Genomic DNA, 26,970 nt, shown 5'->3' on the forward strand with positions numbered 1-26,970 from the left:
GTCTGTCCGTATCCACTTCCATGGTAATCCCACTCTCAGAACAGACAACGACGGCGGCTCTATACAGACCTGTGGTGGTATCGTCTGAGACGGCATTCTGATTGATTACGAAATTGTGATCATAGCCTCCGGTATACTGTAGCTGTTGGAAATCTGCATCGATATCGAGACCAATCGCTTTCCCCTGTCGGAAATCCATGGGAGTCCCCGTCACATCCGCCTTCTCACCGGTGGGAATCGAGGCGGAATCTCTGACCGGTGTATAGGAATCTGCCATCAGAGTCAGCACATGGTCCAAAATCGTGCCGCTGTCGTGACCGCCTAAGTTAAAATAGCTGTGATTCGTCGGGTTAAAGACAGTCTCCGCATCCGACACGCCTTTATAGGTGATGCGGATCTCATTCTCATCGGTCAGCGCATAGGTGACCTCCAGTTTTAAGTTACCCGGGAAGCCCTGGTCACCGTCGGGGCTCTCCAGGACAAACGTAACCTCATTCCTGTCCTCTGCCGTCTCCTTCACGTCCCACATACGGATCTGATATCCGTCAGGGCCGCTGTGAAGATTGTTCTCCCCTTCGTTGGGCGTCATATGATAGACTTTTCCTTCCAGGGTGACCGTGGCGCCTTCCAGCCGGTTACCATTTCTCCCTACTGTTGAGCCGAAATATGTATTCGTATTCTTCCGGTACTCCTCCGGGCTCTCATATCCCAATACTACGTCGCGCGGATGGCCCTCCTGGTCCGGCACGATAACTCTGGTCAGCACAGCTCCTAAATCCGACATGGTGATCTCCATACCGTTTCTGTTTTTCAGTGTAAAAAGGCTGACTTCTTGCGCTCCTTCTGCTGCTCCAAATACGGTTCTGTTCATGATGTACTTCCTTTCCATTAACGTTAATGAAAGTATATCTTTTTTTCCACTGTGCGTCAAGCAGAAAGCCGGAAGTACTCTTTAAATTAGAGCGCAGATTGGGAGAATTATCTGTTAAAAAACAGAAACTGCAGTTTCCTCTACAAAACGAAACTGCAGTTCCATATGTCTTTACGCAATCATAATTTTCCCGCCGTCTGAACTGGCACTTTTTAAAATCGTTTGCGATGTACCTTAATTCTGCACTGCTTCCTGAAGAATGCAATGCCATAGAGCAGAACATCGGTGTATCCCTCCTCAGGCAGGCTGGAATCATACTTTTTTTCTTCAATCTGCTGCATTGCTGTGTCACAGGCATTTTCCATGCCTTTATAGGTCTCGGATACTTTTAGTTCCATGATGACTGGCGTTTTTGACACATTGTGGCTGCGTACCAGTATATCCAGACGCCCATTTCCACTCTCACGGTTCGACTTTACCAGATAATCCCTTAGATTATTTAATACACCCATCATGAAGCCATGATAAAAAGCTTCCCGGGTATCCATATAGCTGATGCTCTCCTGAAGCAGTCCGGATAGCTCTGCCTGAAACTGATCGGCATCCCCTTCCAGCATGGCCGCATACATTTGCGATAAATCTTTTACTTTTATCTGATCGCGAAACCATTTGGTGATTGTATTATTAAAAATATACTTAACTTCCAGATTTGGAACCGCCATTGTCAGGTATTGGGTTTCATTCTCCATCTTCCTGGATATCTGTTTTAAATACCCCATAAAAAACAGAAAATTCCATAAGTTATCCTCTGAATCGTATACGCTGTCATACGTAATTTCTTCGTGGACAGGTTTTTCTATCGTTCCGCCGGCTAACAGAATCTCCAGTTCTTCCTTTACAGAGATATCCGCCCGTTCTACCAGACTGCGAACAATGCTGTTGGAGCTTGTATTGGCCCAGTATGGCGTCGGCAGTTCATCGGTAAAAGCAGTCAGTGCATCCACATAGTTTGCCACACTCCAGGGATTATAGACTTCTGTATCACCGAACATATACCCGTCATACCAGGACTTAATCAGCTCTCTTTTCATGTCAAGATTATAATACCGCAGCATCCTGTCAACTTCCTGTTGGGTGAAACCAAAGTACTCATCATAAGAGCGGCTTAATATTGAAATAATATCCAGATTATTCAAACCTGTAAATATAGATTCCTTTGTAATCCTCAGACAGCCTGTAACAACAGAAAATTCCAGACAGGGATTCGTCTTAAGCGCAGATTCAAACACCAATCGGATAAATCCTATCATATTATCATAAAATCCTGAAAACCAGGCATTTTCAAACGGTACATCATACTCATCAATCAGAATGATGACTTTTCTCCCCCAGTGTTGATACAGACACTCGGAAAGAAAGCGAATCGATGTGGCAAAGTCCTGCTGGCTTCCACTCAGATTCATAATATCCTCATATCTTCTTTTCTGCTCTGGTACCTTCAAAGAATCAAGCACAATCCGGTGTCTTAAGTATTCTCTTCCTATCTCCTCCTTCAAACAGCCATAGGCCAATTCCCAATCCGGCTGCTTAGAGGATTTAAGAGACAGACTGATAACCGGATAACTGCTCATCTCCTGCGTATAACGATCTCCCTGCTTCATGATCTGCAGATCCTTGAAAAGGGCCTGATTCGCTTCATTTCCTTCCAGGCTTCCGGTATTCTCAAAAAAGAAGCGGATCATGCTTTGATTTAAGGTCTTGCCAAACCATCTCGGCCGGGTAAACAAATTTACCTCCCCCTTTTTATCAAGCAGTTCCTTGATAAAAAGAGTTTTATCTACATAGTAGTAATTATTTCTAATTAACTTTTCGAAATCATCAATTCCTACAGGCAAAGGTTTTTTCTGCATTGAAATCCTCCTTACACACCACATGCGATATAAAAATTATATCCTGTTCCATGTGGAAACACAAGGGCAGAGTCATTATTCCAGCCGAAACGGACAAATTTAATTGCACTCCCCATAAAAAAGGAAAAACCGGTACTCAATCATGAGCCCGGCTTATTTCCTCCTTCCACCAGCATATCAGCTCCTGTTATGAGAGCCGAAAATTATCCCCATCATTAAATCGGAGGCTTTACCTCTCTGTCGCACCATAACAGGCCACCGTGTGCCAGTTGGTCTTCCTCCACCTCCAGCATAATGAGTGAAATGCGCTCCTGTGATATTCCTAGCGCTTCCGACGCTGCTTCTGTTACACCTTTAGCAAGTCGCCGTTTTTGCTCTGCTGTTCGTCCCTTAAGCATTTGAATCTGAATTCGCGGCATAATTATGCCTCCCGTTTCTGTTCCATCATTTCTTTAACCCATGCAGGAGTCAAATCCGGCAAATCAGAACCTTCTGTCTTGCATCTCCTGTACTCATTGATAGCGGCTACCCTTTTTTCCTCGTAAGCAACTTTTACTTCTGCCGCCTCTAAAACTTCTTTTATTTTTTCTCTCGGTACAACCACCACTCCGTCATAATCTCCAACAATTAAATCTCCCGGTTTTACCAGGACAGAGCCACATTCGACTGGGATATTCAATCCTCCTGGTCCTTTTTTTGCCGGACTCGCTGGCTTATAACCTCTGCTGAACATCGGCATTCCGATTTCATCAAGACCTGTCTTGTCACGTATATATCCGTCGACGATAATTCCTGACACACCGATTGCCTCTGCCGCACCGCCCATCAAGTCACCCATATAAGCCCTCTCTTCAAAGGCCTTTCCACTTACAACAATTACATATCCGGGCCTGCAGTTATAAATTGCAACATGCAGCGGCAGATTGTCACCATCTTTTGTTTCCACAGTACAAGCGGTCCCGACAACACTCATCTTATCTGAAACCGGTTTAATCTGTCCGCTCATACAACGGCCCGCAAGAAGTCCAAGCTTGCTTAGACCATCACAAATATTTGCTGAGCTCAGCTTAGATGCGCGCTCAATAAGATCTTCAGAAATTAACTCCGGTAACTCATAATAATTTTCCATAATTAACATACCCCCTCAGTTTTTGTATTCTTTTGATTTGCTCTTAAAACCGTAAGTATTACGATAACGGCAAGCGCCAAACCTGCCGCATTAATCCATAACGGATTTGAAATAATCATACACACACCCGCAACCAGCAAAAGCAGTCTTGTACCTACATTCAAATTATGTACCAGCCATCCCGACACTGCCACTGACAAAATCATGCAGCCTATGACTGCGGTGACTACTGCAATCACAATCATTCCCGGATTTCCCATCAGCAGCAGACTATTATCAAAGGCAAAGATAAATGGAATAATAAATCCGGTTGATGCAAGCTTCAGCGCATCCCAGCCGGTTTCCCATACCCCCGCCCCTGATATTCCGGAAGCAGCAAATACCGACAGTGCAACAGGAGGTGTAATTGTAGAAATCGCGCCGAAATACAGCAAGAACAAATGTGCCGCCATTTTACTCACTCCAAGGTTCAGCAATACAGGAGCAACCAATACCGCCAATACCATATATGCCGCCGATGTCGGAAGTCCCATACCAAGCAGAAGGCTGGCTGCCATGGAAAGCAATAGTGCAAACAATAAATTTCCTCCGGATATCATTTCGATCAGGCTGCTGATCTTAAGTCCAAAACCGGTAAGACTCATGGAGCCCATGATAATACCGGCCAATATACATGCAGCCGCTACCGGGGCGATACTTTTCACTGAATTTTCGCAGGCTCCTAATATATTTCCAACAGTCATATTCCTGCGGTTTTTAATAAAACCAACAATTAATGTTACAATAATACTGTAAAACGCAGATAATTGAACGCTCATGCCTGAAATGATAAGTGCCACCAGTACAAGCAAAGGGACAATAAACAACCAGCCCTCTTTCAATACCTCGCGCGGTTTTTTAATATCCTCAGGATTGCCGGCCGCAATATTATCTCTGCGGGCAATCAAATATACTGACAATGACAATGTCATATAATAAAGAATCGCCGGAACCAACGCCGCCAATGCAATCTTGGCATAGTCGATCCCTGTCATCTCAGCCATCAGAAATGCCACGGCCCCCATAACTGGAGGCATAATCTGGCCGCCAGACGATGCGACTGCCTCTATGGCGCCCGCAGTACTCGGCCGAATGCCAATTTTTTTCATCAGTGGTATGGTAAAGGTACCTGTCGTTACTACATTTGCGGCCCCTGAACCATTGATAGTTCCCATCAGCATACTTGAATAAACCGCAGCCTGTGCCGGGCCTCCCCTCGCCTTACCCACAAACGCAAATGCCAGATCCACGAAAAATGCGCCGGCGCCTGTAAGTTCCAGAATGCTCCCGAACAAAATGAACAGGAATATATACTTCGCACTCACGTACAGGGTCTGTCCAAAGATTCCATCACTGGAGGTATAGATAAAAATCGCAATTCGGTTCACTGTAAACCTGGTTGTCTTCATCAGTCCTGGTACCATATTCCCAAAATAGCAGTACAAAAGAAACGCAACCCCGATTAAAGGGAGAATCTTCCCTACAGCCCGACGTCCGACTTCCAGCACAAGCAGTACAGCTATTACCGCTACAATGATATCCTCTGTGGTATAAAGTCCTGCCTGTGTGACCAGACGCTCCTGCATGGCAACCTGATGATAACAGGTATAAATCGTCAGCATAATAATAACGGCATCGTACACTGGCCCGATATACTTAAGTTTTGTGGGCTTCCTGAGCACAATATAACTCCCAATAAAGCCCCAGTGAACCGCCGCCAGGACGTAGGAGGTCCAAGTTCCGTAGGAGGCAGAAAACATATGGAACAGGCAAAGTACTACAGACATGCCAAGTGCGATCATATCTACCATCTTCTGGTGTTTTAATTTTTCTGTCATAAACAATTCCTTTCACAAGTTCACGCTCTAGTCAATCAATCCCAGCTCCCTGTAGTAACGCTCCGCACCAGGATGCAGTTTGGCCGCGGCAGAAGCTGCAGTCTCCGCATTTATTTCCTGACATGCCACATGTGCGTCTACATAATCAGGCTGTCCTTCCAGTGCCCCTTTCACAAATTGATAGACCGCCTCTTCAGGAACATCTCCGGATGCGATGATTTCCGTATATATTTTAAGTGTATTCACGGAATTCATATTTGGATATGCCCCTTCTTTTGTAGTCGCAGCGGTATAGTATGGGTACTTCTCTACTACCTGCTTAAGGATCTCCTCTCCTGCATCTACAAATTTTAAAGCAGAGGTAGCAGAAGCGCTCGTAAGACCCGATGCGGGTGCCGAGGCGACAAAAAATGTAGCATCAATCACACCATCCGTCAATTTCTCAAGTCCCTCGTCAATAGAGTAGTAAACCGCTTTGATATCTGAATCAGTATTGATACCGTAGGCTTCCAAAATTGCGATAGACATAGCGGGAATCGTACTGCTTGGCGGTCCAAGACAAACTGTCTTGCCCCTTAAATCCTCATATGTCTCGATACCTGAATTTGCCGTTGTAATCATATGCCCCTGGCTCTCATACAGACGCATAACGCCTTTTACATTGCCTGGTTCTGCATAGATTTCATAAAAACCACTGCCGCCGCCATGCGATGACCAGTAGGCAGCATCTGCATTTGTCATACCAAGATCCATCTCTCCTGACATACAAAGGTTTACATTCTCCACCCCTCCATTTGTAGTCTGTGCCACAACCGTTAAGTTGGGATTCTTTGTATTGACCTCATTAGCAATTGCAGCGCCGACAACATAATAAGTACCAGTACTGGCCGCGGTTCCCAGTGTCAGGTCATAATGTGTTCCGCCACTTGAAGCACCTTCGGCCGCAGTACTGCCGGAGTTCCCCGTTTTACTGTTTACACCTGTCGGGCTGCATGCCGCAGTCATGAAAACAGCTGCCAGCACCAGCATCGCCAAACCTGTATTTTTTCTCTTCATTTGAAACCCCCTGTTCTTTCTGTGATAAATATTGCGAGTGATGTCAGTTATGCTTTTCCCAGCAATATCCGTTGATTATAACTTGTCATTTTCTTAATATCCTCTTCTGAAATCCCCCGATCATACAGGCTTGTCACAAACTGCTCCAGACCTTCATCCGGATATATTCCTGTTTTCTGTCCTAAGTCCGTAGAGAGAATGATATGTCTGGCTCCAATTGCACGTATCTGTTTCAACACTACTTCAAAGTCTACTTTTCCAGAATTGTATGTAACAAAACAATGTTCCATATAAGCACCGCAGCGAAGCAGCTCCATTTGTTCTTCCACCGTGTAAAATGTGGTTGGGAAGTCCACATGTGTAATAATAATATGCTCTACCCGGTGTTCTTTCGCCGCCCTTACAAGAGCAAATGTCTCCTCATGTGAAAGATGCGACGTTGCCAGGATCATCTTATGTCTTGCGATCACCTCCAGAACCTGATGCGTCGCTTCTGTCAGCCTCCTGTCTTCACCTACCACGCGGATAACAGGATTGTCAATTCCCTCTTCACGCATCTGCAGAACCACCTGCGCCCAGTACGGAAGTTTTTTATCCGGATTCCGGTCTCCTCCCAATGTAAGATTTTGCTCATGCGCAGAATCACTGGTTGGAAACCAGACAAGCTTCGTACCGGCGCGTGCTGCCATCTCCACTGCCGCAGGATTGATTCCCCCTACCGACCCATTTAGTGTAATTGTCCCCACCGCATCGCATGCGGGATAAAGCTTCCTGGTCATTGCAGCGCGTTCTCCCGTACAAAAGTAATGAGACTTCATTGCAAATCCAGCCATCCCACTGTCCATTACCCGCTGTGCCATCTCGAAATCGTCGAGTCTTCTTGGCAGCACATCCGGGGCTGTATGCACATGAAGATCATATGCCCCTTGAATTAGTTCTCTCATACTCTCCTCCTTTGTTTCCGTTATCATAAAGTCTCCCATTCACAGGATGCTTTACGAATCTCCATACAGCAGTTCGGGCGCATCGAAACCACCCGGAAGCCGCTCGCACGCATGTCTCCAATTTTAATAAATGTAGCAAGCACCGAACTGGCACCACCCAAACCGATCGGTCCAATCCCCTTTCCGTTGACTGCGTCCGTGATGCGTTTCTCTATTTCACTCTGCATATCATAACGTCCGTCCTTCATTGCCTCAAGAGAGAGCGAAGAGGCTTCCACCGCCGTACGCCCAAGGCCAAATGACAGTGTACACGGCTGGCATCCAAGCGCTGCTACCTGCGGAACCGCCCATGCAATCATCTCCTCAACTACATGATCCAGAGAATGCATGTGAAATAAAGCCTGGGTTCTGCTCCTGATCTCTGGTCCTCCTCCAAGCATCAGGACGGTGAGACGAATTTTACTTCCCGCCATACGGCGGATTTGTGTAGGAGCGGGTTTTAACATACCAGGCTCGTCATATAGGCCTTTGCACTGTGAAATGCGCTCTAATTCGTCTCCACGTACTCCCATCGGACGCGCCGGCAGGTCATTTAATCCCTTTCTAATCCCCTCTTCCATTGCCGCCAGAAATCCAGCCGGAAGGACGGCCTCATCTCCAATTTCCAGAAACGGGTGCGGCGTCCCTGTGTCATCGCATAATGCACAATGTTTTTTATCTGCAACAGCTGCATTTTTAATAAAATTTTCCATTGCCCATTTTGCATGTGGAATCTCTTCCTCAGCACATGCCTGTTTCCAGCAGGCAACCTGATCGTCTCGCCAGTGAGAGCTTGCATCTACCACCGTCCGAGCGACATCATCTGTCACTTTATTTAAAAATACCATATGTCCCCCCTAATTCGAAAAAACACTTTCTCCGTCAGCCACTGCAACAATTGCCGGAAAATCCTTTACCGTAATCTCATAGAATGCTTCCATCCCAAATTCCGGATGCAGTACCGCGCGGCATTCACTCATCGAAGCAGTCAGTAATGCAGATACCGGCGGAGTAATCAGAAAATACGCCTTATTCTTTTTTAAACCCTCAATGGTCTCAGGAAGGAGCCTGCCTTTTCCAAGATGGAACATCGCTCCTTTTTCTGATAATGGTATAATCGATCCCTCAATTTCCGGCTTACTCGTAGTAGTTGGTGCTATGCCGGCACAGCTTACAGCAGTATGAAAAATTACAGCCCCCTCCAGGTCAATACCGCGCTCCGATAGCGCCCCTTTCTTCGCCAGCTCCACGACATGTGGAAGTACCGCATCACGGCCGCAATATATTTTTCCGCTCATCTCAATCAGATCACCAGCTTTGAGACTGCATTCTTTGTCTCTAAACGGAACATTAATCTTTATCAAATCACTCACTTCTCCTTTTGAACACGTTTACCGGTATATGCTACAGCTTCCATCCCTCCAATACCTTTTTCCAATCACGGGCAACACCGGATTCAAAGTTATCCTTTACATGATGATCGGCCAGCCACTGCAGCTTTGTTCGAGTAGCTTCGGCCATTGTATACGGCAGCATTTCACTCTGTAAGAAATCAACAACATTCTTCAGCTCATGTTCACGCCGTTCCGCATGAATGATCGCTCCCGAAACATATCCGTTGATAATTCCAATGAATTCTGGTCCAAAAGTATCCACAAACGAGTCTACAATCGTCTGCTCTACGCCAAACCGCTGTGCCGCCTGCAGTGATTCAATCAGCAAACAGCTAAGTCCTTTTGCTGTAATGCTGCGTATGAACTTAATACTCGTCGCAGTCCCTGCCTCCCCCTCCACGACTTCCAGGCACATATGGTATGGCTCCATTTTATCCCGAAAGGCTTTCGCACCATCGCCGCTCAACAACATCGGCACCTGATGCTTACTCTTTAGCAATGCCCCCATCATCGCTCCGTCAATAAGCAGGCCTCCCCTGGCCTTTACCATCTCACTGATCTTTTTCTTTTCTATAGGTGTCGCTGTAGAAACATCCAAAAAGAGCTGTCCTTCTTTAATTCCCGCCGCTGCGTCTTCAGCAGCGGATACCGCATAGTTGGAAGGAACCGCTGAAATCACCACATCCGATTTCCGGCATACCGCTGCAGCACTCTCCGCTTTTTCTCCCTGACAGGCTGCTACCCTCTCCTTCATGATTTCACTCATACGTTCATCATCCTGCATGGCATCATAGCACACCATTCTGTCGATACCTTCTCCGCGCAGACCCAGCGCGATGGACGATGCCGCTTCGCCAAAACCGATAAAACCGACTATCATAATCTTCTCCTTCTCATTCTCATTCTCTTGTTATCAACAAAAATTTTTATTGTATTTCCATTATAATTCGTTTAAAATTAAAAGAAAATATTGTTTTTTTTGTCAAAGTCACAACAAAAAACTTGTCTTTATGCAAGGAGAACCTAATTATGAATATGACCGACATTCAATGCTTTATCAAGGTAACGGAACTAATGAGCTTTACAAAGGCCGCTGAAGCGCTTTATACTTCTCAGCAGGCTGTAAGTCTTCATATCAAGCATCTCGAAAATACTTATAAGGTACAACTGTTTGAACGCAAACCATCTCTGAAGCTGACGCCCTCCGGACAGATGCTTTTGGAAGCAGCACGAGATATTATAGACCGTGAGAACCGGCTGCTGAACCAATTTATTACCATGCAGGACGAATTTGTTGGCGAAATTACCATTGGACTGCCGCCAAACAGGTCGACAGCATTTGTCTGCGAATTTACTCCGCATTTTTCCAGCGAATATCCGAACATGACCATACATCTGGTTGAAAAAACATCTCCTGATTTATCTGCGGCTGTTAAAAATAACGAGATTGACCTTGCACTCCCACTCGTCTCAAAATATGAGTATTTTGATTCAGATTTATGTGAAATCGTCCCTTTGGAAACGGAGGACCTATATCTGATTATCTCGGATGGGCTGCTCCGCAAATATTTCAGTGATCAATATCCAGCCTGTAAAACAGCCTTTATGAAAGGTGTGTCTGTAACCGATTTTTCCAATGTTCCAATGTTTTTACATCCTGCCTCCAGCCGCCTGCACGAAGCGATCGTGTCAAAGCTCGTCCAGAATGGTACACCGCCGTTTATGCGCATAAAAACATCACTGACCAGCTCTCTTGTATCTCTCTGCGCGGAAGGATATGGTGTATTTTTCAGTACCCCCATGCTTTTAAAGCACTTGTATGATACTCAGCCAAAATGTTTTGAATCACTGCATGTGTTTCCTGTCATGGAATTTCAGGGAACCAGAAAAACACTCCTGCTCTATCACAAAAATAAGTATCTGAACAAACCATTATCCAGCAGTATTCATATTATTCAACAGATATACAAAGAGCATAAATGTGTGATGGACAGAATTCAGGCGGAGAGATGATTTCCGATTAAGCACTGTTCTGACATTTACACTGGTTCTATGCCTCGTTGCTTCTGCTCATGAGTAAAAAGCAGTTTCCTGTATTCCGGTATCATAACTATACCATACAGAAGACCGCTTTTTTCGTTTTGCCGGTATATCCATTTTTTACCATTTATTATCAAGTAATCTGAAAATGCGCTACTGTTCCTACATCTCATAGGCACTGGAGGACTGCGGAATCACGCGGTCCTGCTGGTCCGCCGAAAAAGTATTTAGAATGCGATATATACATTACCGGTTCCAATGCAAAACTCCTTTCAAGTGAACTGGCCACATACCTGGCCTGACGGTATGTGGAATTTGTTATTTATCCATTCCTATCGTGATTTTTTTATGCTTTATCGGGAAATATACCCGGAGGCAACAGAACAGAAAGTATTTTCATCTATCTGACACTAGGCGGAATGCCGTATCAACAGAAACCATTTTAAACTATATAAAAGCCTGTGAGGATGCCTTTCTCCTCTATCATGTCCGTCGGCAGGATCTCCAGGGGAAAAATACTTACAGTAAATGAAAAATAATATTTAGCAGTCCACGGCATTCGTGAAGCTATCTTTGGTGAAAATCTGAAAGATATTAACCTGATTCTGGAAAATATCGCCTATATGGAATTACACAAACGCGGTTATCAGGTAACTGTCGGGAAATCCGGAGAACAGGAAGTAGACTTTATCGGCACCTGGCAAAAAGAAACATTATATATCCAAATTTCCTATCTGCTGGCTTCGGACGATACCATAAGCCAGGGATTTGGAATATATGATCTGACCCGTGACAACTATCCGAAATATGTCGTTTCCATAGATGAATTTGATTTTGGCCGGAATGGAATTAACTTACCCCCTACGGATTGTGGCACCAGCTGCACCTCAAGTGACAGCCCTTTAAAAATATGGTCTGTCGAAAGCCCGGACCATCGAAAACGGAAGACGGCCTCTGAAAAGTCAATAGAAAAAAGCGTCACACAGAATGATCGACCGGATCTCACAGTCCGTATCAATCAATCTGCATAACGCTTTCTATTCCTCCGCACCCTCCGGCACGTAATTGGTAATCAGAACCTCCACCGTCACCGCGTCCCTGTCCTTAAAATGATAGTTGCAGTTGGCGTAGCTCTTATCGATGTAGGTGATATGGTAATTTTGGCTCCATTCGATGAGAAGATCGTTGGAGAGTCCCTTGTGATACAGGACATTGGATAGCGCAAATCTCGTTCCCTGACCGTTCAGCCGGTCCAGCAGCCCTAAGAGCGCCGCCTCCTCCTCCTCGTGCCAGTCCCGGAATCCGCGGTTCCCATCGTTATAGGAGCCAGTGGATATGAGATACGGCGGATCACAGTAAATCAGGTCGTTTTCTCCCAGGAATCCCAAATCCATCTCCCGGAAATCCGTGGTGGAAAATACGATATCCTTCTCCTTCAAGGCCCGGCAGAAGGCGGTTAAATTCTTCTCGATATTCCCATTGAAGGAGCTCCTGTTCGTCCCAAAGGGCGAGTTAAATTCATGGCTGTTATTAAAACGGATCTGATGGTTAAACGCATAGCAGGTCAGAACGAATAACTCCGTCAAATCTTTGCTCTCATTATAGTGGCGTCTCAGTTCAAGGTAGCCTTCCTTATTCTGCTGGGTCAGCTGGTACGCGGCGATCAGCCCCCGGATGCGCGTAAGAAGCACCTCCGTCTCCGTCTCCCGGAACAGGCCAAACATCCCGATCAAATACGTGATCTGATCGTTGCAGAAGATGCGGTCCGCCTCCACGTTGATCCCCACGTTAAAGCCCCCGGCAAACAGATCCACAAAGCTGCCGATCTGCCGCGGAAATGCGCCCAGAACCGGCTTTAATATCTTATATTTGCCCCCGGTATAGTTCAGCGGGCTCTTTATATACATGGTTCCACCTGCTTTTCTACGTAAACGAGCAGCTCCTTTAAGCGTTCGGTCTCTTTCACCTTTCTGCTCTTATATCTCCGGTATGGAATCTCATAAATGTGAAATGTCTCCGGTTTTCCATACGTCTTCATGATTCTCTCGATGTCCTCCGTCGTCATCAGGCCATCCGTACTGTAGCTTAAAATGATGTGCTGAAAACGGGCGTTGCTGATGAGCCGTTCAAAGGCGTCGGTCACATTCTTCTTCATGCAGAATTCCGACTTCTGATTCTCATAGGGCCTCTGACCCGTGACGCCGGTAACCTCCGGGTAGTCATACCTGGCCGCCGTCTCCAGAACATGGTAATTCGGAAGGTACTGGCGCTCATTATAGGGCGGGTCAACGTAGAGAATGTCGCCCTGCAGCCGTTTTAACAGCTCGGCCCCGTCCTCGTTGTAACAGCGGTTCTCCTTGTGATTCGTCGTCACATCCAGCCGGAACAGCTCATATTTCTTATAGCTGCGCCGTTCCCAGCTCTTGTGATACGCACCGTACGTACCGGAAGTATTGGATACAAACGGGATTCCTTCCACGATGCAGGCCACAAGATAGTAGTATTCATTCTCATCCAACAGTCCCGCGTTCTTCCAGTCCTCCACGGTACATCTGGCATAGTCAATGCGCAGAGCGTTGTCATCGTTTAAATACATACGGCCGCCTGTTGGGGCGTACGTATTCTGAAAGAAACGTCTCTCCTGCACCAGTTCCTCCATGTCCCGGGTCTCTTTTCCGTTAAAGTACTCCACCGGGTCCGTAATGCCCAGCTCTTCCTTCAGCCGTCCAAACTCCGGCACACTGTCATTCTCTATGGTAGCGCGCTGCAGTACGTATGAAAAATACAGCAGATCGTTGGAATACACCTCATACCACTGCTTAAAATGTCTCGCCACAGCCGCTGTTCCCGAAAAAATATCGCAGAAGCTCCGGGCGTCCGGCGCCTTCTCTTCTGCAACCGCTCTGATATGATCCAGCAGCAATGTCTTGCTTCCGATAAACCTCATTGTTCTTGTCCCTCTGTTTCGACTTTTGTTGATTCCCGCGGGTAACGAGCCTGTCGTTCCGTCTGATGGCAGCCCCCCCTCTTTATCGGGCACTGCCGTTCACGGGGCAAATCCCCCGTAGTTCGCTGCGGGGGATTTAACTGCACACAATTATTCTTATTTTACCATGCATTTTGCTTTTTTGCCATCAAAAAAGTTGACAGAAAAATGTTTTTCTGCGGGGCAGTCTTATCACATCAGCTCAGCTGCTTTACCCTGTCCGATATGATTGATTCCACATCTTCCCTATTTACGTTAAGAGCGGCTGCCAGTTCCCGGTACAAAAAGTCTTCGGCCAGACGTAAATAGACGTCGTCCTTCGCCGTGTACCGTTTTCCGCCTTCCAGACGTTTCCGGTTTTTCAAATAGATGGTCTTGATAATCCGGCTCCATCCCGTGCACTCATTTGTCTTCATAATTTCTCTGTACTCGTGTTCCGCTCTCTTCTCATCGGCGACCTGTATCATCTCCTGTCCCTGAATTCCGTCAATCAGATTCCATGCCTCCTGTTCCGTAATCGCGCAGCGCATAGTAGCGTCCTTTTTATCCACCGGGGTATAGATTGTATTTTTCTCCGAATACAACGGTTCCAGTGTATAGTAAAGCCGGTCTTTCGCAGCCGAATCCATCTCCAGCTTTCCGATCGCCTTTACCACACAGATCCCATAGTTTCCATAGACAACATGGTCATTTACCTGATACATTTTTACCTCCTTTGAAACCAACCAACAGATACCGCCAAATCGATCATTCAGAGACAAAACCGCGTCTGAGAATAAAAAAAAGATGCTTCAGAAGTGATTGCGTCCGAAGGCATCAATTTTGATTTACTTCTATTATAGCACATCATGCAGGCATTTGTCAGTATTTTTCCTGGTAATTGGCATACTCACTCCAAAACACGTTACAGATCACAGTCCTGTCGGTCTCCGCTTCCCGGTCTGCCCCGTCTGACTCACGGTGCGCGGCAGCCGAAAGGACAGGCTTCTTGGGAACGACCGTAACCAAACGGTACAGCCTGTCATACTATATATCAGCAGGACAAATCCCTGCGGCTCTTCTTCCCAATCATTATAGAAGATTTATCGTAAGTGATTCCGCAACAGCCGCCACAACAGCATTACCGGTTTGATCCTCCTTGCCGGCGCGGACTCTGCTTTCCGCAGGGTGACTGCTGCCTTAGCTTTCCATGTATGCTGATATCCTGCTGCAGGAGCGGTAAGAGAAAGTAAGATCATGAAGCGCTGTTTTTTGTTCCTCCAAATAAACAGAGAACGTGATTTACTTCCGACTTCCATGAAGGCTTTGATATAGATAAGAGGAAAACTCCCGCTTTATAACGAGAGTTTTTCACATTCTGCGGAGCGGGGCTGACGCCTGCCCGTTCTTCGGCTTCACCTGCATACCGGGATTATGTCCCCAGAAATCACCGTACCGTTTCGAGAATGCCAGCGCCGCCTCATTCAGCATCGCACTGATGATTCCATACTCAAATTCAGCGATCCCCCTTCCCTCTTCCAGATAGATTCCCACCACCGCGTAGACGGTCTCATCCAGTCTCACGGGAAGATAGATTGCTTTCGCGCTGGGCAGGGCGCTCGTACTGCATCCGGCCCGTTTTCCATTGCTCATCACCCATCCGGCCGTGGCCGTCTCCTGCTGCTCCTTAAAAAACTCCAGTTCCGACGCCGCCACACCCTTTTTCGGATAAAAATCAGGCCCATGAAAGGGAAGCGTATGATCCCCTTCTCCCCGTAAATAAAAGATGACCGATAAATCCATCAGCTGGACGATTCGCTCCGCCACCTCATTCTCTACGTCCCTGATCGTGACGCACCTTCTGAGCCGGGAAGAATTCTCCAGGAGAATCTCCAGACGGTGAGACTTTTTTATCAGTTCCTGGGACTGGCGTTTGACGGTTGTGAGCAGCGTTGCAATGATAAATGCCGTAATCAAAAGCATGATCACATGCTCCCGCGCCATCCATATCCCGAATATCCGGAACACAAGAAAGGTGGCCAGGCAGGTAAACGCCGTAATCTTAAGCGTATCCGTGTAAATATGTTTATACGCGGTCATTTTCTGCCCGAAGTCACTCATCGTCAGCGCACGCCGTTTTCCAGCCGCCGTCGCATCTGGTATGATGTAAATATCCAGATTGGGGACGTACTGCGCCACCCGTTCCGCCGGGGTCCCCTTGGTCTGCCCCAGGATGATCCGGTGATTCGTTCTTCCCAGGACGATTTTTGATACGTTTGACACCCTGGCGTAGGCGGCGATCTGGTATGCGACGTCTTCCCCGTATACCGTGGCAATCTTCGCCCCCAAAGCCTTCGCCAGCTGTATGTTGTCCTCCAGCGCCTTCTTATTTTTCAGAGACGCCCCTGACATCTGCGGCGTTTCGACGTAAAGAGCCGTAAATTCCGCGTGAAATGCGTAGGCCAGCCTCGACGCCGACCGGATCACCTTCGCGCAGGTCGGGGATGGAGAAATACAGGTGAGTATGTGCTCTCCTGTATAATAGTCTCCCGTCTTTTGATGATTTTTCTTCTCTTCCACCGCCAGATGATTCACCCGGTCAGCCGTGCGCCGGAGTGCGATCTCTCTTAAGGCCGCCAGCTTTTCCCTTGTGAAGAAATGGTTTACGGCCCGCTCCGCCTGCTCTTTTTTATAAATCTTTCCCTCTGAGAGCCTGATTAACAGCTCCTCCGGCTCTATATCCACGACCTTGACCTGATCGGCGTGGTCAAATACGCTGTCCGGGAACTTTTCCCGCACGGTAATTCCGGTAATGCTTCCCACAATGTCGTTTAAGCTTTCGAGATGCTGAATATTTACGGTCGTCCACACATGGATTCCCGCGTCCAGCAGTTCCTCGATATCCTGGTAGCGTTTCACATGTCTCAGGCCGGGAGCGTTAGTGTGAGCCAGCTCATCCACCAGGCAGATCCGTGGATGGCGTTTTAAAGCGGCATCCAAATCGAATTCTCTCAGCTTTGTTCCTTTGTATGATACCATCAGCGGCGGAATCGTCTCCAGTTTCTCGGCCATCTTCTGAGTATCCCGGCGGACATGAGGCTCTATGTAACCTGCTGCCACGTCTTCTCCGCTGTCCGCAGCCTCATGGGCGGCCTGCAGCATGGTATATGTCTTTCCGACACCGGCCGCGTAGCCCAGATAAATTCTGAGCTTTCCGCGGCCGCCTTCTTCCTGCTCTTCCTCCTTAAGCCTGGCCAGCAGCACTTCCGGATCAGGGCGCGTGTCATTTTCCTGCATTACTCTATCCCTGCTCTCTCGTGATCATGCCCAATGCTTCCGCAATGTCCAGGTTGCATCCCAGCACGTTAACTGTCTCTTCCCCAAATATGCCCAAAAGCTTTCCCGTCGTGTTTCGGTCTATGATATCATTAAGCGCCTCTTCCGTCAGGCCGGAGGCCTTCGCCACTGCCCCAACCTGTACCCGCGCTCCCTGAACCGTTATATGAGGGTCCAGTCCGGAACCGGAAGCGGTGAGGAGATCTGAAGGAATGTCTTCCTGCTTCACATCCGGGTGCGCCTCCATCCAGGCCGCCATATCTTCTTCCACACGTGCCTTTAATTCCGGGTTGGAGTTTGCGTAGTTAAACGATCCGGAAGATACGCCGCCGTAGCTGCCGTCCTCTTTCTCCTCATCCGTATAGCAGTTATAGTTTACGGAGGACACTCTCCCATGGAAAAAACGGGAATCCTCGAACTGCTGTCCTACAAACTCCGAGCCTACCGTCTGCTCCTGTCCGTCCACCTGAACTGTAATCAGGCTGCCGTTTGCCTGTTTCGGGAAAAATGCCTGCCCGGCCAGTGTCAGCGCCGCCGGATAGACAACGCTGCACAGGACACCCAGGACGATGGTACATATCAATGCATTTTTAAAATAATTCATAAATGATTTCATCCAAATCTCCTTCCATACGCTCTCTGCCCGTTGGTCTACAGGCCCAGCACGGCCAGCAGTGGGGCCACAATCATATCGATCAGTTTGATGCCGATAAACGGCACGATCACTCCGCCGACACCGTAGATTCCCATATTTTTCAGCAGCATTTTTTCCGAACGCATCGGTTTATACTTCACGCCGCGCATGGCTATGGGGATCAGGCTCGGGATAATGACTGCGTTAAAGATCAGAGCCGACAAGATTGCGCTGTACGGGGTAGTCAGCTTCATAATATTCAGCATGTTCATCTGTGGAATCACCAGCTGGAACATGGCGGGTATGATTGCAAAATACTTCGCAACGTCATTTGCAACAGAGAAAGTCGTTAAGGAACCTCTCGTGATCAGAAGCTGTTTCCCAATCTCGACCACCTCCAGAATCTTCGTCGGATCCGAATCCAGGTCTACCATGTTGGCGGCCTCTTTGGCGGCCTGTGTGCCCGAGTTCATTGCCAGCCCCACGTCCGCCTGGGCCAGGGCCGGCGCATCATTGGTTCCGTCTCCCGTCATTGCTACGATCTTTCCTTCTGCCTGTTCCTTCTTAATCTCAGTTATCTTGTCTTCCGGCCTGCACTCTGCGATGAATCCGTCCACGCCTGCTTCTTTCGCAATGGTGGCCGCAGTCAGGGGATTATCTCCTGTACACATGACCGTCTTGATTCCGATTTCCCTTAACCTGGCAAAACGTTCCGCCAGTCCAGGTTTGACCGTATCCTTTAAATAGACGACGCCGTAAACCTTATGATCGGCGCAGACGGTAAGAGGTGTTCCGCCCAACTTCGAGATCTCTTCCACAATTTTATCCAGATCCTTCGGGATTCTGCCGCCTTCGGCCAAAACCAGCTCTTTTACGGCTTCTCCCGCACCTTTACGAATTCTGGTGCCGTCAGATAAGTCCACCCCGGACATTTTTGACTGAGCTGTAAATTCAATAAAATTCATTTTTCCCGCCATCGATTTTTCAACGCGGCTGCCCATTTTATAACCCAGATCCGTGATGGATTTTCCCTCCGGTGTGGCATCTTCTAAGGAAGCGAGAACGGAAAGGTCGATTAAATCCATTTTGTCTATGCCTTCCACGGGATAAAAATCCGCAGCCAGACGGTTTCCAAAGGTGATGGTACCCGTTTTATCGAAAATCATGGTGTCTACGTCACCGCAGGCTTCCACCGCTTTTCCCGACATGGCAATGACATTAAACCTCGTCACCCGGTCCATCCCGGCGATGCCGATTGCGGAGAGCAGGCCGCCAATGGTAGTGGGGATCAGGCAGACCATGAGCGCCACAAGGGTTGCAACCGGAATTTGAACGCCGGAGTAAACCGCAAATGGATAGAGGCAGACTATGACAATCAGAAATATGATGGTCAGGCCGACCAGCAAGGTGTTAAGAGCTATCTCATTGGGCGTCTTCTGCCTGGATGCCCCTTCGACCAGAGCAATCATCTTATCGAGAAAGGAACCGCCCGGCTCCGCTGCTATTCTGATCTTCAGCCAGTCGGACACCACCGTGGTGCCGCCGGTTACTGATGAGAAATCGCCGCCTGCTTCACGCGTAACGGGAGCGGATTCACCGGTAATAGCCGACTCATCAACGGAGGCAATTCCTTCGATTACCTCTCCGTCATTGGGTATCAGCTCATTGATTCTTACAATGACAACGTCCCCCTTCTTTAACTCAGAAGCGGAAACCTCCGTTTCTGAGCCGTCGTCCCTGAGTAAATGGGCGACCGTATCCTTCTTCGTCTTCTTCAGCGTCTCCGCCTGGGCCTTTCCACGTCCCTCCGCCACCGACTCGGCAAAGTTCGCAAATAAAACCGTAATAAAAAGGATCAGCGTCACAATCACATTATAGGTTCTTAAGGACGCTGCCGGAAGCTTACCGGCGAGTGCCTGCACATCTCCAAACAGGTTGGGGACGAAGCAGAGAACCAGAGTAATTAGAAATCCGACTTCCACCACAAACATTACCGGATTTTTAAGCATATATCTGGGATCAAGCTTCTGAAACGCTCCGATTACGGAGCTCTTTAATATGTCACGCGTTATAAACTTTGTTGACTGTTGTCTCTTTTTTGACATTTGAAATTGCCTCCTAAACTCAACTCTATAACGGGAACCAGTTCGTCAGATGTTCTGCGACCGGTCCAAGGGCAAGTGCCGGGAAGAACGTCAATGCCGCGAAAATATATACGATAAATACGAGTATCAGTGTAAATATCACATTATCCGTTCTGAGTGTGCCGATTGTCTCATTTACCCTGCGTTTTGCAAGGATACTGCCTGCGATTGCCAGCTGAATGATAATTGCCGGAAAACGTCCAAAATACATGGCCAGTCCTGCTGTAATGTTCCAGAATGCGGTATTGTCAGCGAGCCCTTCAAATCCGGAGCCATTATTGGCGGCGGAGGAGCCATACTCGTACAAGACCTGTGTCAGCCCATGGAATCCGGGGTTTGTAATACCGGCCAATCCTCCCGGCGTTGCAACGGCCAGTGCAGAGAAGCCAAGAATCAGGAGCGGATGCACGATCAGACAGATGGCAACCAGCTTCATTTCCTTTCCTTCGATCTTCTTTCCTAAATATTCCGGCGTACGGCCGATCATCAATCCGCACAGGAAAACCGCAAGGATCACGTACATGACCATGTTCATAAGCCCTACGCCCTTACCTCCAAATACACAGTTCAGCATCATGTGCAGAAGCGGCACCATGCCCCCCAGCGGGGTCAGCGTATCGTGCATATTGTTGACCGTTCCCGTGGTAAACGAGGTAGTCGTTGTGGTAAAAAGAGCCGACTGGGCGATTCCGAACCGGACTTCCTTTCCCTCGTAGGAGCCCATACTCTGATTCAATCCAACGCCTGCCAGAATGGGGTTCCCTGCCTTCTCTGCTGTATAGCAAACGGCGATTCCGATCAGAAAAATAATTGCCATTGCTGCAAATACCGTTCTCCCCTGACTGCCGAAAACAGTTTTTTTACCGGTTCCCCGGCTCCGGTCAGCAATCATATGTCCAAAGGCAATCACACAGGCTCCGGGCAGTATCATCATGGAATACAGCTCTGCCAGATTGGTAATAATCGTCGGATTCTCCAGCGGTGTGGAAGAGTTTGCCCCTAAAAATCCACCGCCGTTGGTACCGACGTGCTTAATGGATTCCAATGCCGCGATCGGACCGGTAGCAATATCCTGCCATTTTCCTTCCAGCGTATGTACGGTGAAATTCGTCTGGAAGTTCTGCGGCGTCCCCTGCCAGATCAGGATCAGGCCGACGATAAAGGAGAGTGGAATCAGAATACGGGTGGTATTTCTGACCATATCTTCATAAAAATTCCCCATAGGCCGCCCCGACAGACCGCGGCAAAATGCCATGCAGGCTGAGTAACCGGTTGCCGCCGAAGTAAACATCATAAATATAATAACGGCCACCTGGCTTAAATAGGATAGTCCCGACTCACCGGAATAATGCTGGAGATTCGTATTGGTCATAAAGGATATGATCGTATTATAGGAGAGCGTTGGTTCCATAGCTCCGATTCCGTTTGGGTTCAGCATCAACAGCCCCTGCGCTCTAAGTACCACATATCCGATTAAAATCATTACTGCGTTGGTCATAATAAGGTTCAGTGCATAGACCTTCCAGTTCATACTCTCACGGTTGATCCGGCAAACCCTGTAAATCAAATTGTCAATCCTGTCAAATACCGGATCTGCAAACGTCTTTTGCTTCGCTGCCACATGATACAGATAAATTCCAACGGGGATTACCAGTATCATATAGAAAAGCAATGTCATCATAATCTGAAACATTTCAGTTATTCCTCCTCATATCTTCTGCCCTACAGTCTCTCAGGATTAACCAGGGCATACACCAGATATGCCGCCAATCCCGCAATGATAACGCCTAAAATCACCATACCGCTCACTCCTTGTCTGCTGAATTGTCTCTTCGTAAATCTTTCGTGCTGCATTCCCTTTTATCCGCTTACACGCCTTATTTCTTTGGCTTCGGATCCACCTGGGAATCGCACCAGTTTACGAACAATTTCATGAGAATACAGCTGACTAAAATAGTTCCGATCATGCAAATGTCCATCATGCCCTTTACCTCCTTAATCTGTTCTGTAACAGATTCTTATTCTATCATCACTCCGTATAAACATTCCAAGGCGATTCCAGTGATTGCTATAAATATTCTGTAAATAAAGAAAAGCCCCGCTCTTTTGAAAAAGAGTGGAACTTTTCTGTTTTTTGGGAATTATTTAATTGACATCCTATATAGATTTCGTAATACCATCTCCTTTACAGGCTATAAGTTTCCCGGACATCCGCATCATCAAATATGATATCGAGATATCTGGCCACCTCTCTTAATACTGGCTTATAAGAGCCGTATGCACAACCGAGATGGTGAATGTATGGACCAAACATCAGCTTCTCTTCCCACCGTTTCCAGTCGTCTACTTCCAGATAGACGTAGGTTCCGTTGGTCTCCGGCCCTTCCGTCGTATCGCCTTCCCCGGCAAACAGATAGTACTTTCCCTCCGCGTCGTCGAACCGGCATGTGGTCATATGACCCGGCCTCATCCGAAAGCGCTCCTGCCCGTCCACCAGTGCGGCCGGGCTGTCCTCCGCCTTTAAAGAATAGGGGAATGGGCCGCAGTGCCACAGCAGTTCTGAATTGTCATGAATCGGATTGCGGATTGTCAAATCAGCCAGGAACGGCGGCTTCTCATACAGACTGCATGCCCGCAGAATCGCAAGGGTAATTGCTCCATTAACATCCGCCTCACATGCGAGAGGATACCCTTCATCCGCCATCTCCCCCAATGCCACACACGGGCATACACCGATCAGGGAAGGAAAGGCGGACCAGCATTCAAATGCACCCACGGAACAGTCATTTTCCCGCATAAGCTCTGAAAGCGCCAGCTTCGTGGCCGCTGCCATTTCTACCAGTTCCTCTCTCATCGCATCTGTGTTCATACGCCCAGTCAGATCATTGTAGTAGGAAAGAAAATCCTCCGTTTTCTTTTCCATGATCTCCTTTGCCCGTCTGCTTACCTCAGCAGGAGAAATAGGGATCACAGTAACCCCCATGCGGCGGATCAAATCGGCTTCATTCGTCATGACGCTCATAAACGGAACCGGGCGGTCGCCTATTTTTGCCAGACGCAGGTTCCGAAGTGCCTTCAGCACAGCCGCCGTTCGGATAAACCGGTCATATCCCTGTGCAAATGCATCGCTCTCCGTCTCACAGTTATAAATATAGCTGTACTTCACACCATGGCGCCTGAGCACCTTAGTCGCAGCGAACATTCCGCACTGGGTATCCCGTCCCCGGCTTACGTCCGTATTCGGCCTCTCGTCCCTGGCTCCCCAGATCAGCACCGGCAGATGAAACGATGCCGCAATCTGTGCCGCTGCCTGTTCCTCTCCGAAATCACAGAACGGGAGGAAGAGCGCATCAATCCCGGCAGTCTTAAATTTCTCCACGATTGCGGGTGTCTCCTCCGTCCTCCAGCAGATTCCGTTCTCACTGATATCATCGATATCAATGATATCCACTGATTTGGACAGTGTTCTTCTGATCACCGCCATAAAACGATTCTTTTGGCGAACAGCTTCTTCCATGCTTAGAAAGCTTCTCTTAACCGGAGCTACCCCCAGTATAACCTTCTGTTTATACATGAGCATTTCCCTCCTGCATAATCAGTACGCCCTTTTTATCCTCTTCCTCAATCCTTAAGTACACCATATCATTCTGAAATGTCCTTCCTGGAAGCATACAGATTAAATGAGCCTCCGGTTCATTCACCGGATACTGCCCTCCATGGACGATCATGGGATTCAGTTTTACAAAGGTGTGTTTGGGAACATAAAATCCTTCCAGATTCTCAATTCTCAGTTCTCCCATTTCCGGTACGCCCACATAGATAATCACATCATCGTCAAGGGGGACCAGGCCTTCGCACGTATATTTATGGTACTCCAGAAAGTCCACGACCATCCGGTCCTGTTTATAGACATGACAGCAGGAGACCGTAGGCAGGGTAGTTTTTCCAAAATCCAGTGTCAGTAAATCGGGATAAAAATCTCCGCACGGAATTACTCTGTTCTTCATTTCCGCATCGGCTGTCAGTTTCTGATATACACCATACTTTCTAAACGCCTCATCACTCAGACACCGCACCTTAATCTCTTTCATTACGTTCCCTCCTTCACAGGCAGGCGAAATCCGCCGCCATCTCCATCAGCATATCTTCAACCTGAGGGGCGTAGCCCAGACGATCAAAGGTGCCATGAACAATTCCTCCATAGCGGATATGGCGTACGCTCACTCCCGCATCCTGCAGTATCTTTGTGAACAGCTCACACTCCGGTCTTAAGTAATCGTATTCCGCAGTCATAATTAACGTCTTCGGAAATCCCTTAAAATCCCCCTCGACCGGATTGATATACGGAGTGTGGATATCTTCGTTATTCTCTAAATACCAGCCGCATACTTCTCTTTTCATCGCTCCGGTCGTCTCGATCTGTTCCTCAATAATCCGGTTTCCGCCAGGATTGTCAAACATATCTCTCTTCCACACATAGTACGGATTACTCATATCCGGGTCCCACACGACAGACGGGTAGATAAGGCCTGCATAGGAAATACAGCCAATCCCTTCCTGTCTGTCCCAGAGAGTTACCGTAACAGCCATGGTTCCGCCCGCACTATCTCCGGAAATCCCGATCTTCGTCCTGTCCACGCCGAGCATACCCGCGTTTTCCCATACCCATCGGACCGTCTCACAGCACATGTGAAATGCGACCGGATACTTCACTTCCGGCGACAGCGGATAATCTACAGAGATAACAACGGCATCTGCCAGTTCGGCAAAACGCTTACACTGATTCTCCACGGTCAGTGTATCGCCTCCGAAGAAGCCTCCTCCGTGAATAAATATCAGACATGGTTTTTCTGCTTTCCCGTCCTCCGGTGTATAGATCCACCTCACACCTCTGTATCCATCCTGATCCATAGAGACAAATCTGGTTCTGACTCCGGAACTTCGGTCCAGAGTCCTCCAGCCGAACTGATATCGCAGCTGTTCCAGCAGGGTATGCCCCTCCGGATTATCCATTCCAAGCAGCTTGTCCTGATTTCTTAACAGCTCCGGGTCTATCTCGCCAGCCCGCGTCTCGAAATCTTCCCGTGTCAGCGTCGCAGCAGCCTCCGTCCTCGGATCGAGACAGCCTTCCTCCCGGTCATAACAGCTGCGGACCACAATCTCTGCCCCGTCTGCACAGATCCGCCTTTCCCCGGCTTTCAAGCTTACCAATAGTTTCTGATACAAGTTTCTGTCCATGTTGAAGCCCCTCCTAATATTCTGCAATCTCCAGGCGTTCTCCATCCGGTCCCCTGAAGAATGCGAACTTCATGCCGTGTTCCCAGAATTCCTTCCTAAACAGCTTCTCCGTCTCAAAGATAATGCCTTCCGCCTGCAGCCTCTGGCAGCACTCGTCAAAATCCGCCACTCGCAGACACACATGGTTCCATGCTCCATCTCCACGCAGCTCATCAATGCCGGTCTCCACCAGTTCGATCTGGAACTGCTCCGGCAGCTCGAGAAATCCGATTCTGAGCCCATCCTCAAGAACAATCCGGCTAACCAGCTGAAAACCAAGGAGAGACTCATAAAACCCAATGCTTCTGTCCAGATCACTGACATTAATCCCCACATGAGAACTGCGGATTCCTTCTTCTGTTTTCATAAATCCCTTCCCCTATTAAATTTCATCACATTCCGGTAGAATGCCTTTCTCGGTTCAATACCGGAGTAGTCGATCGTGTTGTCCTTTAAAAACTGTTCCACCATGGCACGGTCAGGAATTCCCACTCTGCCGCCCAGACTGGTACAGTTGATATACGATACCGCGCTTGCAAATCTTGCGCAGTATTCCAGCTCCCAGCCCTGACTGTGTGCGTACAGGAAACCTCCGTGAAATACATCTCCGGCTCCTGTCGTATCGACGATTTTGTGTCCTGAAAACGGAGGGAGCCTGAATGTATTCCCTGACCGGTCCGCCCCTGCGCAGCCTTTGGATCCCAGCGTCACTATGACGATCTGCGGCCCTTTCTCAACCAGCCTTCTGCAGTTCTCCACGTAATTCCCGTCTTCAAACAGCGCGCCGTAGAATTCCTCCGATATAATCAATATATCAGAGTTTGTCACCAGGAAGTCCGCTTCGGCCGTATACGCCCCTCCGTCTACCGATACGAGAACCCCGTTCTTTCTTGCTAACTCAACAGCTCTTTTCTTTGCAGAGCATTCAATCATGCTGGTGTGTATATACCTTGCCCCTGCGATGTAGGACTCATCCACCTGTACGTCGGTCAGAGGTCCGTTTACGCCCATTTTCCCCAGAAAGCTCCTGCCTTTTGTCTCTTCCTCCGCCAGACAGATGGTAAAGGTCGTCCCTCCCTCCTGTGTATATAAATGAGAGACATCCACACCGTGGCGAACCATATCATCACGGCAGAATATACCGAATTCGTCGGTACCCACCACTCCCAGCATACTGCACTTCGCCCCCAGACGGGCCAGCGCCGCAATGGCGGAAGAGGCGTTTCCTCCGGACTGCCATAAATAATCGTGCATGACACTCATGGAATCCGTTTTTGGCAGCCGGTCAATGCTCACCGCAAAATCCATGATTGGATTTTCCACCCCAATTACATCATAAACCTTCTCCATGACA

26 protein-coding genes are annotated in these 26,970 nt (G+C 48.1%); 1 reads left to right on the top strand and 25 read right to left on the bottom strand.

All coding sequences use genetic code 11. From position 1 onward, the window contains the following. The 10 genes from ACLTD4_RS15630 to ACLTD4_RS15675 all read right to left on the bottom strand — a co-directional run. The coding region (locus tag ACLTD4_RS15630; protein WP_412331410.1) for an aldose epimerase family protein at positions 1-871 on the bottom strand (871 nt) is incomplete at its 3' end. 212 nt (positions 872-1,083) lie between these two features. Next, positions 1,084-2,781, bottom strand: coding sequence for an AAA family ATPase (locus ACLTD4_RS15635; protein WP_117622030.1), 1,698 nt, complete (start codon positions 2,779-2,781; stop codon positions 1,084-1,086). Between the two features lie 215 nt (positions 2,782-2,996). After that, on the bottom strand, positions 2,997-3,200 hold the full coding sequence (locus tag ACLTD4_RS15640) for a 2-hydroxymuconate tautomerase (protein WP_006774379.1): 204 nt from the start codon (positions 3,198-3,200) through the stop codon (positions 2,997-2,999). A gap of 2 nt (positions 3,201-3,202) precedes the next feature. Beyond that, positions 3,203-3,910 carry an RraA family protein gene (locus ACLTD4_RS15645; RefSeq protein ID WP_117622029.1) on the bottom strand — a complete coding sequence of 236 codons (708 nt, stop codon included), beginning with the start codon at positions 3,908-3,910 and terminating at the stop codon, positions 3,203-3,205. A 2-nt stretch (positions 3,911-3,912) separates the two neighbouring features. Beyond that, a complete protein-coding gene (locus tag ACLTD4_RS15650; RefSeq protein WP_117622028.1) occupies positions 3,913-5,787 on the bottom strand; it encodes a TRAP transporter permease in 1,875 nt (624 codons plus the stop codon). 27 nt (positions 5,788-5,814) lie between these two features. After that, positions 5,815-6,843 (bottom strand): TAXI family TRAP transporter solute-binding subunit, encoded by a 1,029-nt coding sequence (locus ACLTD4_RS15655; protein ID WP_117622027.1) that lies wholly within the window; start codon positions 6,841-6,843, stop codon positions 5,815-5,817. A gap of 47 nt (positions 6,844-6,890) precedes the next feature. Next, complete coding sequence (locus ACLTD4_RS15660; protein ID WP_117622076.1) at positions 6,891-7,787, bottom strand: DUF6282 family protein; 897 nt, start codon at positions 7,785-7,787, stop codon at positions 6,891-6,893. Positions 7,788-7,810: 23 nt separating this feature from the next. Further along, positions 7,811-8,674, bottom strand: coding sequence for a fumarate hydratase (locus tag ACLTD4_RS15665; RefSeq protein WP_055653299.1), 864 nt, complete (start codon positions 8,672-8,674; stop codon positions 7,811-7,813). A 9-nt stretch (positions 8,675-8,683) separates the two neighbouring features. After that, positions 8,684-9,199: a fumarate hydratase C-terminal domain-containing protein gene (locus ACLTD4_RS15670; RefSeq protein ID WP_207660907.1), complete on the bottom strand. Its 516-nt coding sequence runs from the start codon at positions 9,197-9,199 to the stop codon at positions 8,684-8,686. 31 nt (positions 9,200-9,230) lie between these two features. Beyond that, a complete protein-coding gene (locus tag ACLTD4_RS15675; RefSeq protein ID WP_055653298.1) occupies positions 9,231-10,100 on the bottom strand; it encodes an NAD(P)-dependent oxidoreductase in 870 nt (289 codons plus the stop codon). A gap of 149 nt (positions 10,101-10,249) precedes the next feature. On the opposite strand from ACLTD4_RS15675, the gene ACLTD4_RS15680 reads away from it, so the two are divergent. After that, positions 10,250-11,233, top strand: a complete 984-nt coding sequence (locus ACLTD4_RS15680) for a LysR family transcriptional regulator (RefSeq protein WP_117622025.1) — start codon at positions 10,250-10,252, stop codon at positions 11,231-11,233. An 888-nt stretch (positions 11,234-12,121) separates the two neighbouring features. Here ACLTD4_RS15680 and ACLTD4_RS15685 read toward each other — a convergent pair. The 15 genes from ACLTD4_RS15685 to ACLTD4_RS15755 form a co-directional block, all read right to left on the bottom strand. Beyond that, the gene (locus ACLTD4_RS15685) at positions 12,122-12,226 is read right to left on the bottom strand and encodes a 4Fe-4S cluster-binding domain-containing protein (RefSeq protein ID WP_412331411.1); all 105 of its coding nucleotides are present in this window, start codon (positions 12,224-12,226) and stop codon (positions 12,122-12,124) included. Between the two features lie 71 nt (positions 12,227-12,297). Next, a complete protein-coding gene (locus tag ACLTD4_RS15690) occupies positions 12,298-13,167 on the bottom strand; it encodes a Dam family site-specific DNA-(adenine-N6)-methyltransferase (RefSeq protein ID WP_025530644.1) in 870 nt (289 codons plus the stop codon). Beyond that, on the bottom strand, positions 13,158-14,207 hold the full coding sequence (locus ACLTD4_RS15695) for a DNA adenine methylase (RefSeq protein WP_117622024.1): 1,050 nt from the start codon (positions 14,205-14,207) through the stop codon (positions 13,158-13,160). The genes ACLTD4_RS15690 and ACLTD4_RS15695 overlap by 10 nt, the downstream gene beginning before the upstream one ends. 236 nt (positions 14,208-14,443) lie before the next feature. Continuing rightward, a complete protein-coding gene (locus ACLTD4_RS15700; RefSeq protein WP_055653280.1) occupies positions 14,444-14,950 on the bottom strand; it encodes a CarD family transcriptional regulator in 507 nt (168 codons plus the stop codon). A gap of 157 nt (positions 14,951-15,107) precedes the next feature. Further along, positions 15,108-15,254 (bottom strand): hypothetical protein, encoded by a 147-nt coding sequence (locus ACLTD4_RS15705; RefSeq protein ID WP_181988576.1) that lies wholly within the window; start codon positions 15,252-15,254, stop codon positions 15,108-15,110. Between the two features lie 342 nt (positions 15,255-15,596). Continuing rightward, positions 15,597-17,522: a sensor protein KdpD gene (locus ACLTD4_RS15710; RefSeq protein ID WP_117622023.1), complete on the bottom strand. Its 1,926-nt coding sequence runs from the start codon at positions 17,520-17,522 to the stop codon at positions 15,597-15,599. 4 nt (positions 17,523-17,526) lie between these two features. After that, the gene (gene kdpC, locus ACLTD4_RS15715; RefSeq protein WP_055653278.1) at positions 17,527-18,177 is read right to left on the bottom strand and encodes a potassium-transporting ATPase subunit KdpC; all 651 of its coding nucleotides are present in this window, start codon (positions 18,175-18,177) and stop codon (positions 17,527-17,529) included. Between the two features lie 35 nt (positions 18,178-18,212). Further along, positions 18,213-20,300 (bottom strand): potassium-transporting ATPase subunit KdpB, encoded by a 2,088-nt coding sequence (gene kdpB, locus ACLTD4_RS15720; RefSeq protein ID WP_117622022.1) that lies wholly within the window; start codon positions 20,298-20,300, stop codon positions 18,213-18,215. Between the two features lie 25 nt (positions 20,301-20,325). After that, positions 20,326-22,032: a potassium-transporting ATPase subunit KdpA gene (kdpA, locus tag ACLTD4_RS15725; RefSeq protein ID WP_117622021.1), complete on the bottom strand. Its 1,707-nt coding sequence runs from the start codon at positions 22,030-22,032 to the stop codon at positions 20,326-20,328. 29 nt (positions 22,033-22,061) lie between these two features. Then, complete coding sequence (gene kdpF, locus ACLTD4_RS15730) at positions 22,062-22,193, bottom strand: K(+)-transporting ATPase subunit F (protein ID WP_081034157.1); 132 nt, start codon at positions 22,191-22,193, stop codon at positions 22,062-22,064. Positions 22,194-22,524: 331 nt separating this feature from the next. Beyond that, positions 22,525-23,913, bottom strand: coding sequence for an L-fucose/L-arabinose isomerase family protein (locus ACLTD4_RS15735; RefSeq protein WP_117622020.1), 1,389 nt, complete (start codon positions 23,911-23,913; stop codon positions 22,525-22,527). After that, on the bottom strand, positions 23,906-24,430 hold the full coding sequence (locus ACLTD4_RS15740; RefSeq protein WP_055653274.1) for a hypothetical protein: 525 nt from the start codon (positions 24,428-24,430) through the stop codon (positions 23,906-23,908). The genes ACLTD4_RS15735 and ACLTD4_RS15740 overlap by 8 nt, the downstream gene beginning before the upstream one ends. 13 nt (positions 24,431-24,443) lie before the next feature. After that, complete coding sequence (locus tag ACLTD4_RS15745; protein ID WP_117622019.1) at positions 24,444-25,577, bottom strand: alpha/beta hydrolase; 1,134 nt, start codon at positions 25,575-25,577, stop codon at positions 24,444-24,446. Positions 25,578-25,590: 13 nt separating this feature from the next. Then, positions 25,591-25,983: a VOC family protein gene (locus tag ACLTD4_RS15750; protein WP_117622018.1), complete on the bottom strand. Its 393-nt coding sequence runs from the start codon at positions 25,981-25,983 to the stop codon at positions 25,591-25,593. After that, complete coding sequence (locus ACLTD4_RS15755) at positions 25,980-26,966, bottom strand: carbohydrate kinase family protein (RefSeq protein WP_117622017.1); 987 nt, start codon at positions 26,964-26,966, stop codon at positions 25,980-25,982. The genes ACLTD4_RS15750 and ACLTD4_RS15755 overlap by 4 nt, the downstream gene beginning before the upstream one ends. Positions 26,967-26,970: the final 4 nt, after the last annotated feature.

The organism is Hungatella sp. (genome assembly GCF_046966825.1).

What these genes read in the sequence shown, in the direction of transcription:
- ACLTD4_RS15735 (WP_117622020.1), bottom strand. Translation starts at nt 23,913, where the DNA reads ATGTATAAACAGAAGGTTATACTGGGGGTAGCTCCGGTTAAGAGAAGC.
- kdpA (WP_117622021.1), bottom strand. Translation starts at nt 22,032, where the DNA reads ATGTTTCAGATTATGATGACATTGCTTTTCTATATGATACTGGTAATC.
- ACLTD4_RS15740 (WP_055653274.1), bottom strand. Translation starts at nt 24,430, where the DNA reads ATGAAAGAGATTAAGGTGCGGTGTCTGAGTGATGAGGCGTTTAGAAAG.
- ACLTD4_RS15665 (WP_055653299.1), bottom strand. Translation starts at nt 8,674, where the DNA reads ATGGTATTTTTAAATAAAGTGACAGATGATGTCGCTCGGACGGTGGTA.
- ACLTD4_RS15745 (WP_117622019.1), bottom strand. Translation starts at nt 25,577, where the DNA reads ATGGACAGAAACTTGTATCAGAAACTATTGGTAAGCTTGAAAGCCGGG.
- ACLTD4_RS15690 (WP_025530644.1), bottom strand. Translation starts at nt 13,167, where the DNA reads ATGTATATAAAGAGCCCGCTGAACTATACCGGGGGCAAATATAAGATA.
- kdpB (WP_117622022.1), bottom strand. Translation starts at nt 20,300, where the DNA reads ATGTCAAAAAAGAGACAACAGTCAACAAAGTTTATAACGCGTGACATA.
- ACLTD4_RS15650 (WP_117622028.1), bottom strand. Translation starts at nt 5,787, where the DNA reads ATGACAGAAAAATTAAAACACCAGAAGATGGTAGATATGATCGCACTT.
- ACLTD4_RS15700 (WP_055653280.1), bottom strand. Translation starts at nt 14,950, where the DNA reads ATGTATCAGGTAAATGACCATGTTGTCTATGGAAACTATGGGATCTGT.
- ACLTD4_RS15640 (WP_006774379.1), bottom strand. Translation starts at nt 3,200, where the DNA reads ATGCCGCGAATTCAGATTCAAATGCTTAAGGGACGAACAGCAGAGCAA.
- ACLTD4_RS15750 (WP_117622018.1), bottom strand. Translation starts at nt 25,983, where the DNA reads ATGAAAACAGAAGAAGGAATCCGCAGTTCTCATGTGGGGATTAATGTC.
- ACLTD4_RS15645 (WP_117622029.1), bottom strand. Translation starts at nt 3,910, where the DNA reads ATGGAAAATTATTATGAGTTACCGGAGTTAATTTCTGAAGATCTTATT.
- ACLTD4_RS15675 (WP_055653298.1), bottom strand. Translation starts at nt 10,100, where the DNA reads ATGATAGTCGGTTTTATCGGTTTTGGCGAAGCGGCATCGTCCATCGCG.
- ACLTD4_RS15655 (WP_117622027.1), bottom strand. Translation starts at nt 6,843, where the DNA reads ATGAAGAGAAAAAATACAGGTTTGGCGATGCTGGTGCTGGCAGCTGTT.
- ACLTD4_RS15695 (WP_117622024.1), bottom strand. Translation starts at nt 14,207, where the DNA reads ATGAGGTTTATCGGAAGCAAGACATTGCTGCTGGATCATATCAGAGCG.
- kdpC (WP_055653278.1), bottom strand. Translation starts at nt 18,177, where the DNA reads ATGAAATCATTTATGAATTATTTTAAAAATGCATTGATATGTACCATC.
- ACLTD4_RS15680 (WP_117622025.1), top strand. Translation starts at nt 10,250, where the DNA reads ATGAATATGACCGACATTCAATGCTTTATCAAGGTAACGGAACTAATG.
- ACLTD4_RS15635 (WP_117622030.1), bottom strand. Translation starts at nt 2,781, where the DNA reads ATGCAGAAAAAACCTTTGCCTGTAGGAATTGATGATTTCGAAAAGTTA.
- ACLTD4_RS15755 (WP_117622017.1), bottom strand. Translation starts at nt 26,966, where the DNA reads ATGGAGAAGGTTTATGATGTAATTGGGGTGGAAAATCCAATCATGGAT.
- ACLTD4_RS15710 (WP_117622023.1), bottom strand. Translation starts at nt 17,522, where the DNA reads ATGCAGGAAAATGACACGCGCCCTGATCCGGAAGTGCTGCTGGCCAGG.
- kdpF (WP_081034157.1), bottom strand. Translation starts at nt 22,193, where the DNA reads ATGCAGCACGAAAGATTTACGAAGAGACAATTCAGCAGACAAGGAGTG.
- ACLTD4_RS15660 (WP_117622076.1), bottom strand. Translation starts at nt 7,787, where the DNA reads ATGAGAGAACTAATTCAAGGGGCATATGATCTTCATGTGCATACAGCC.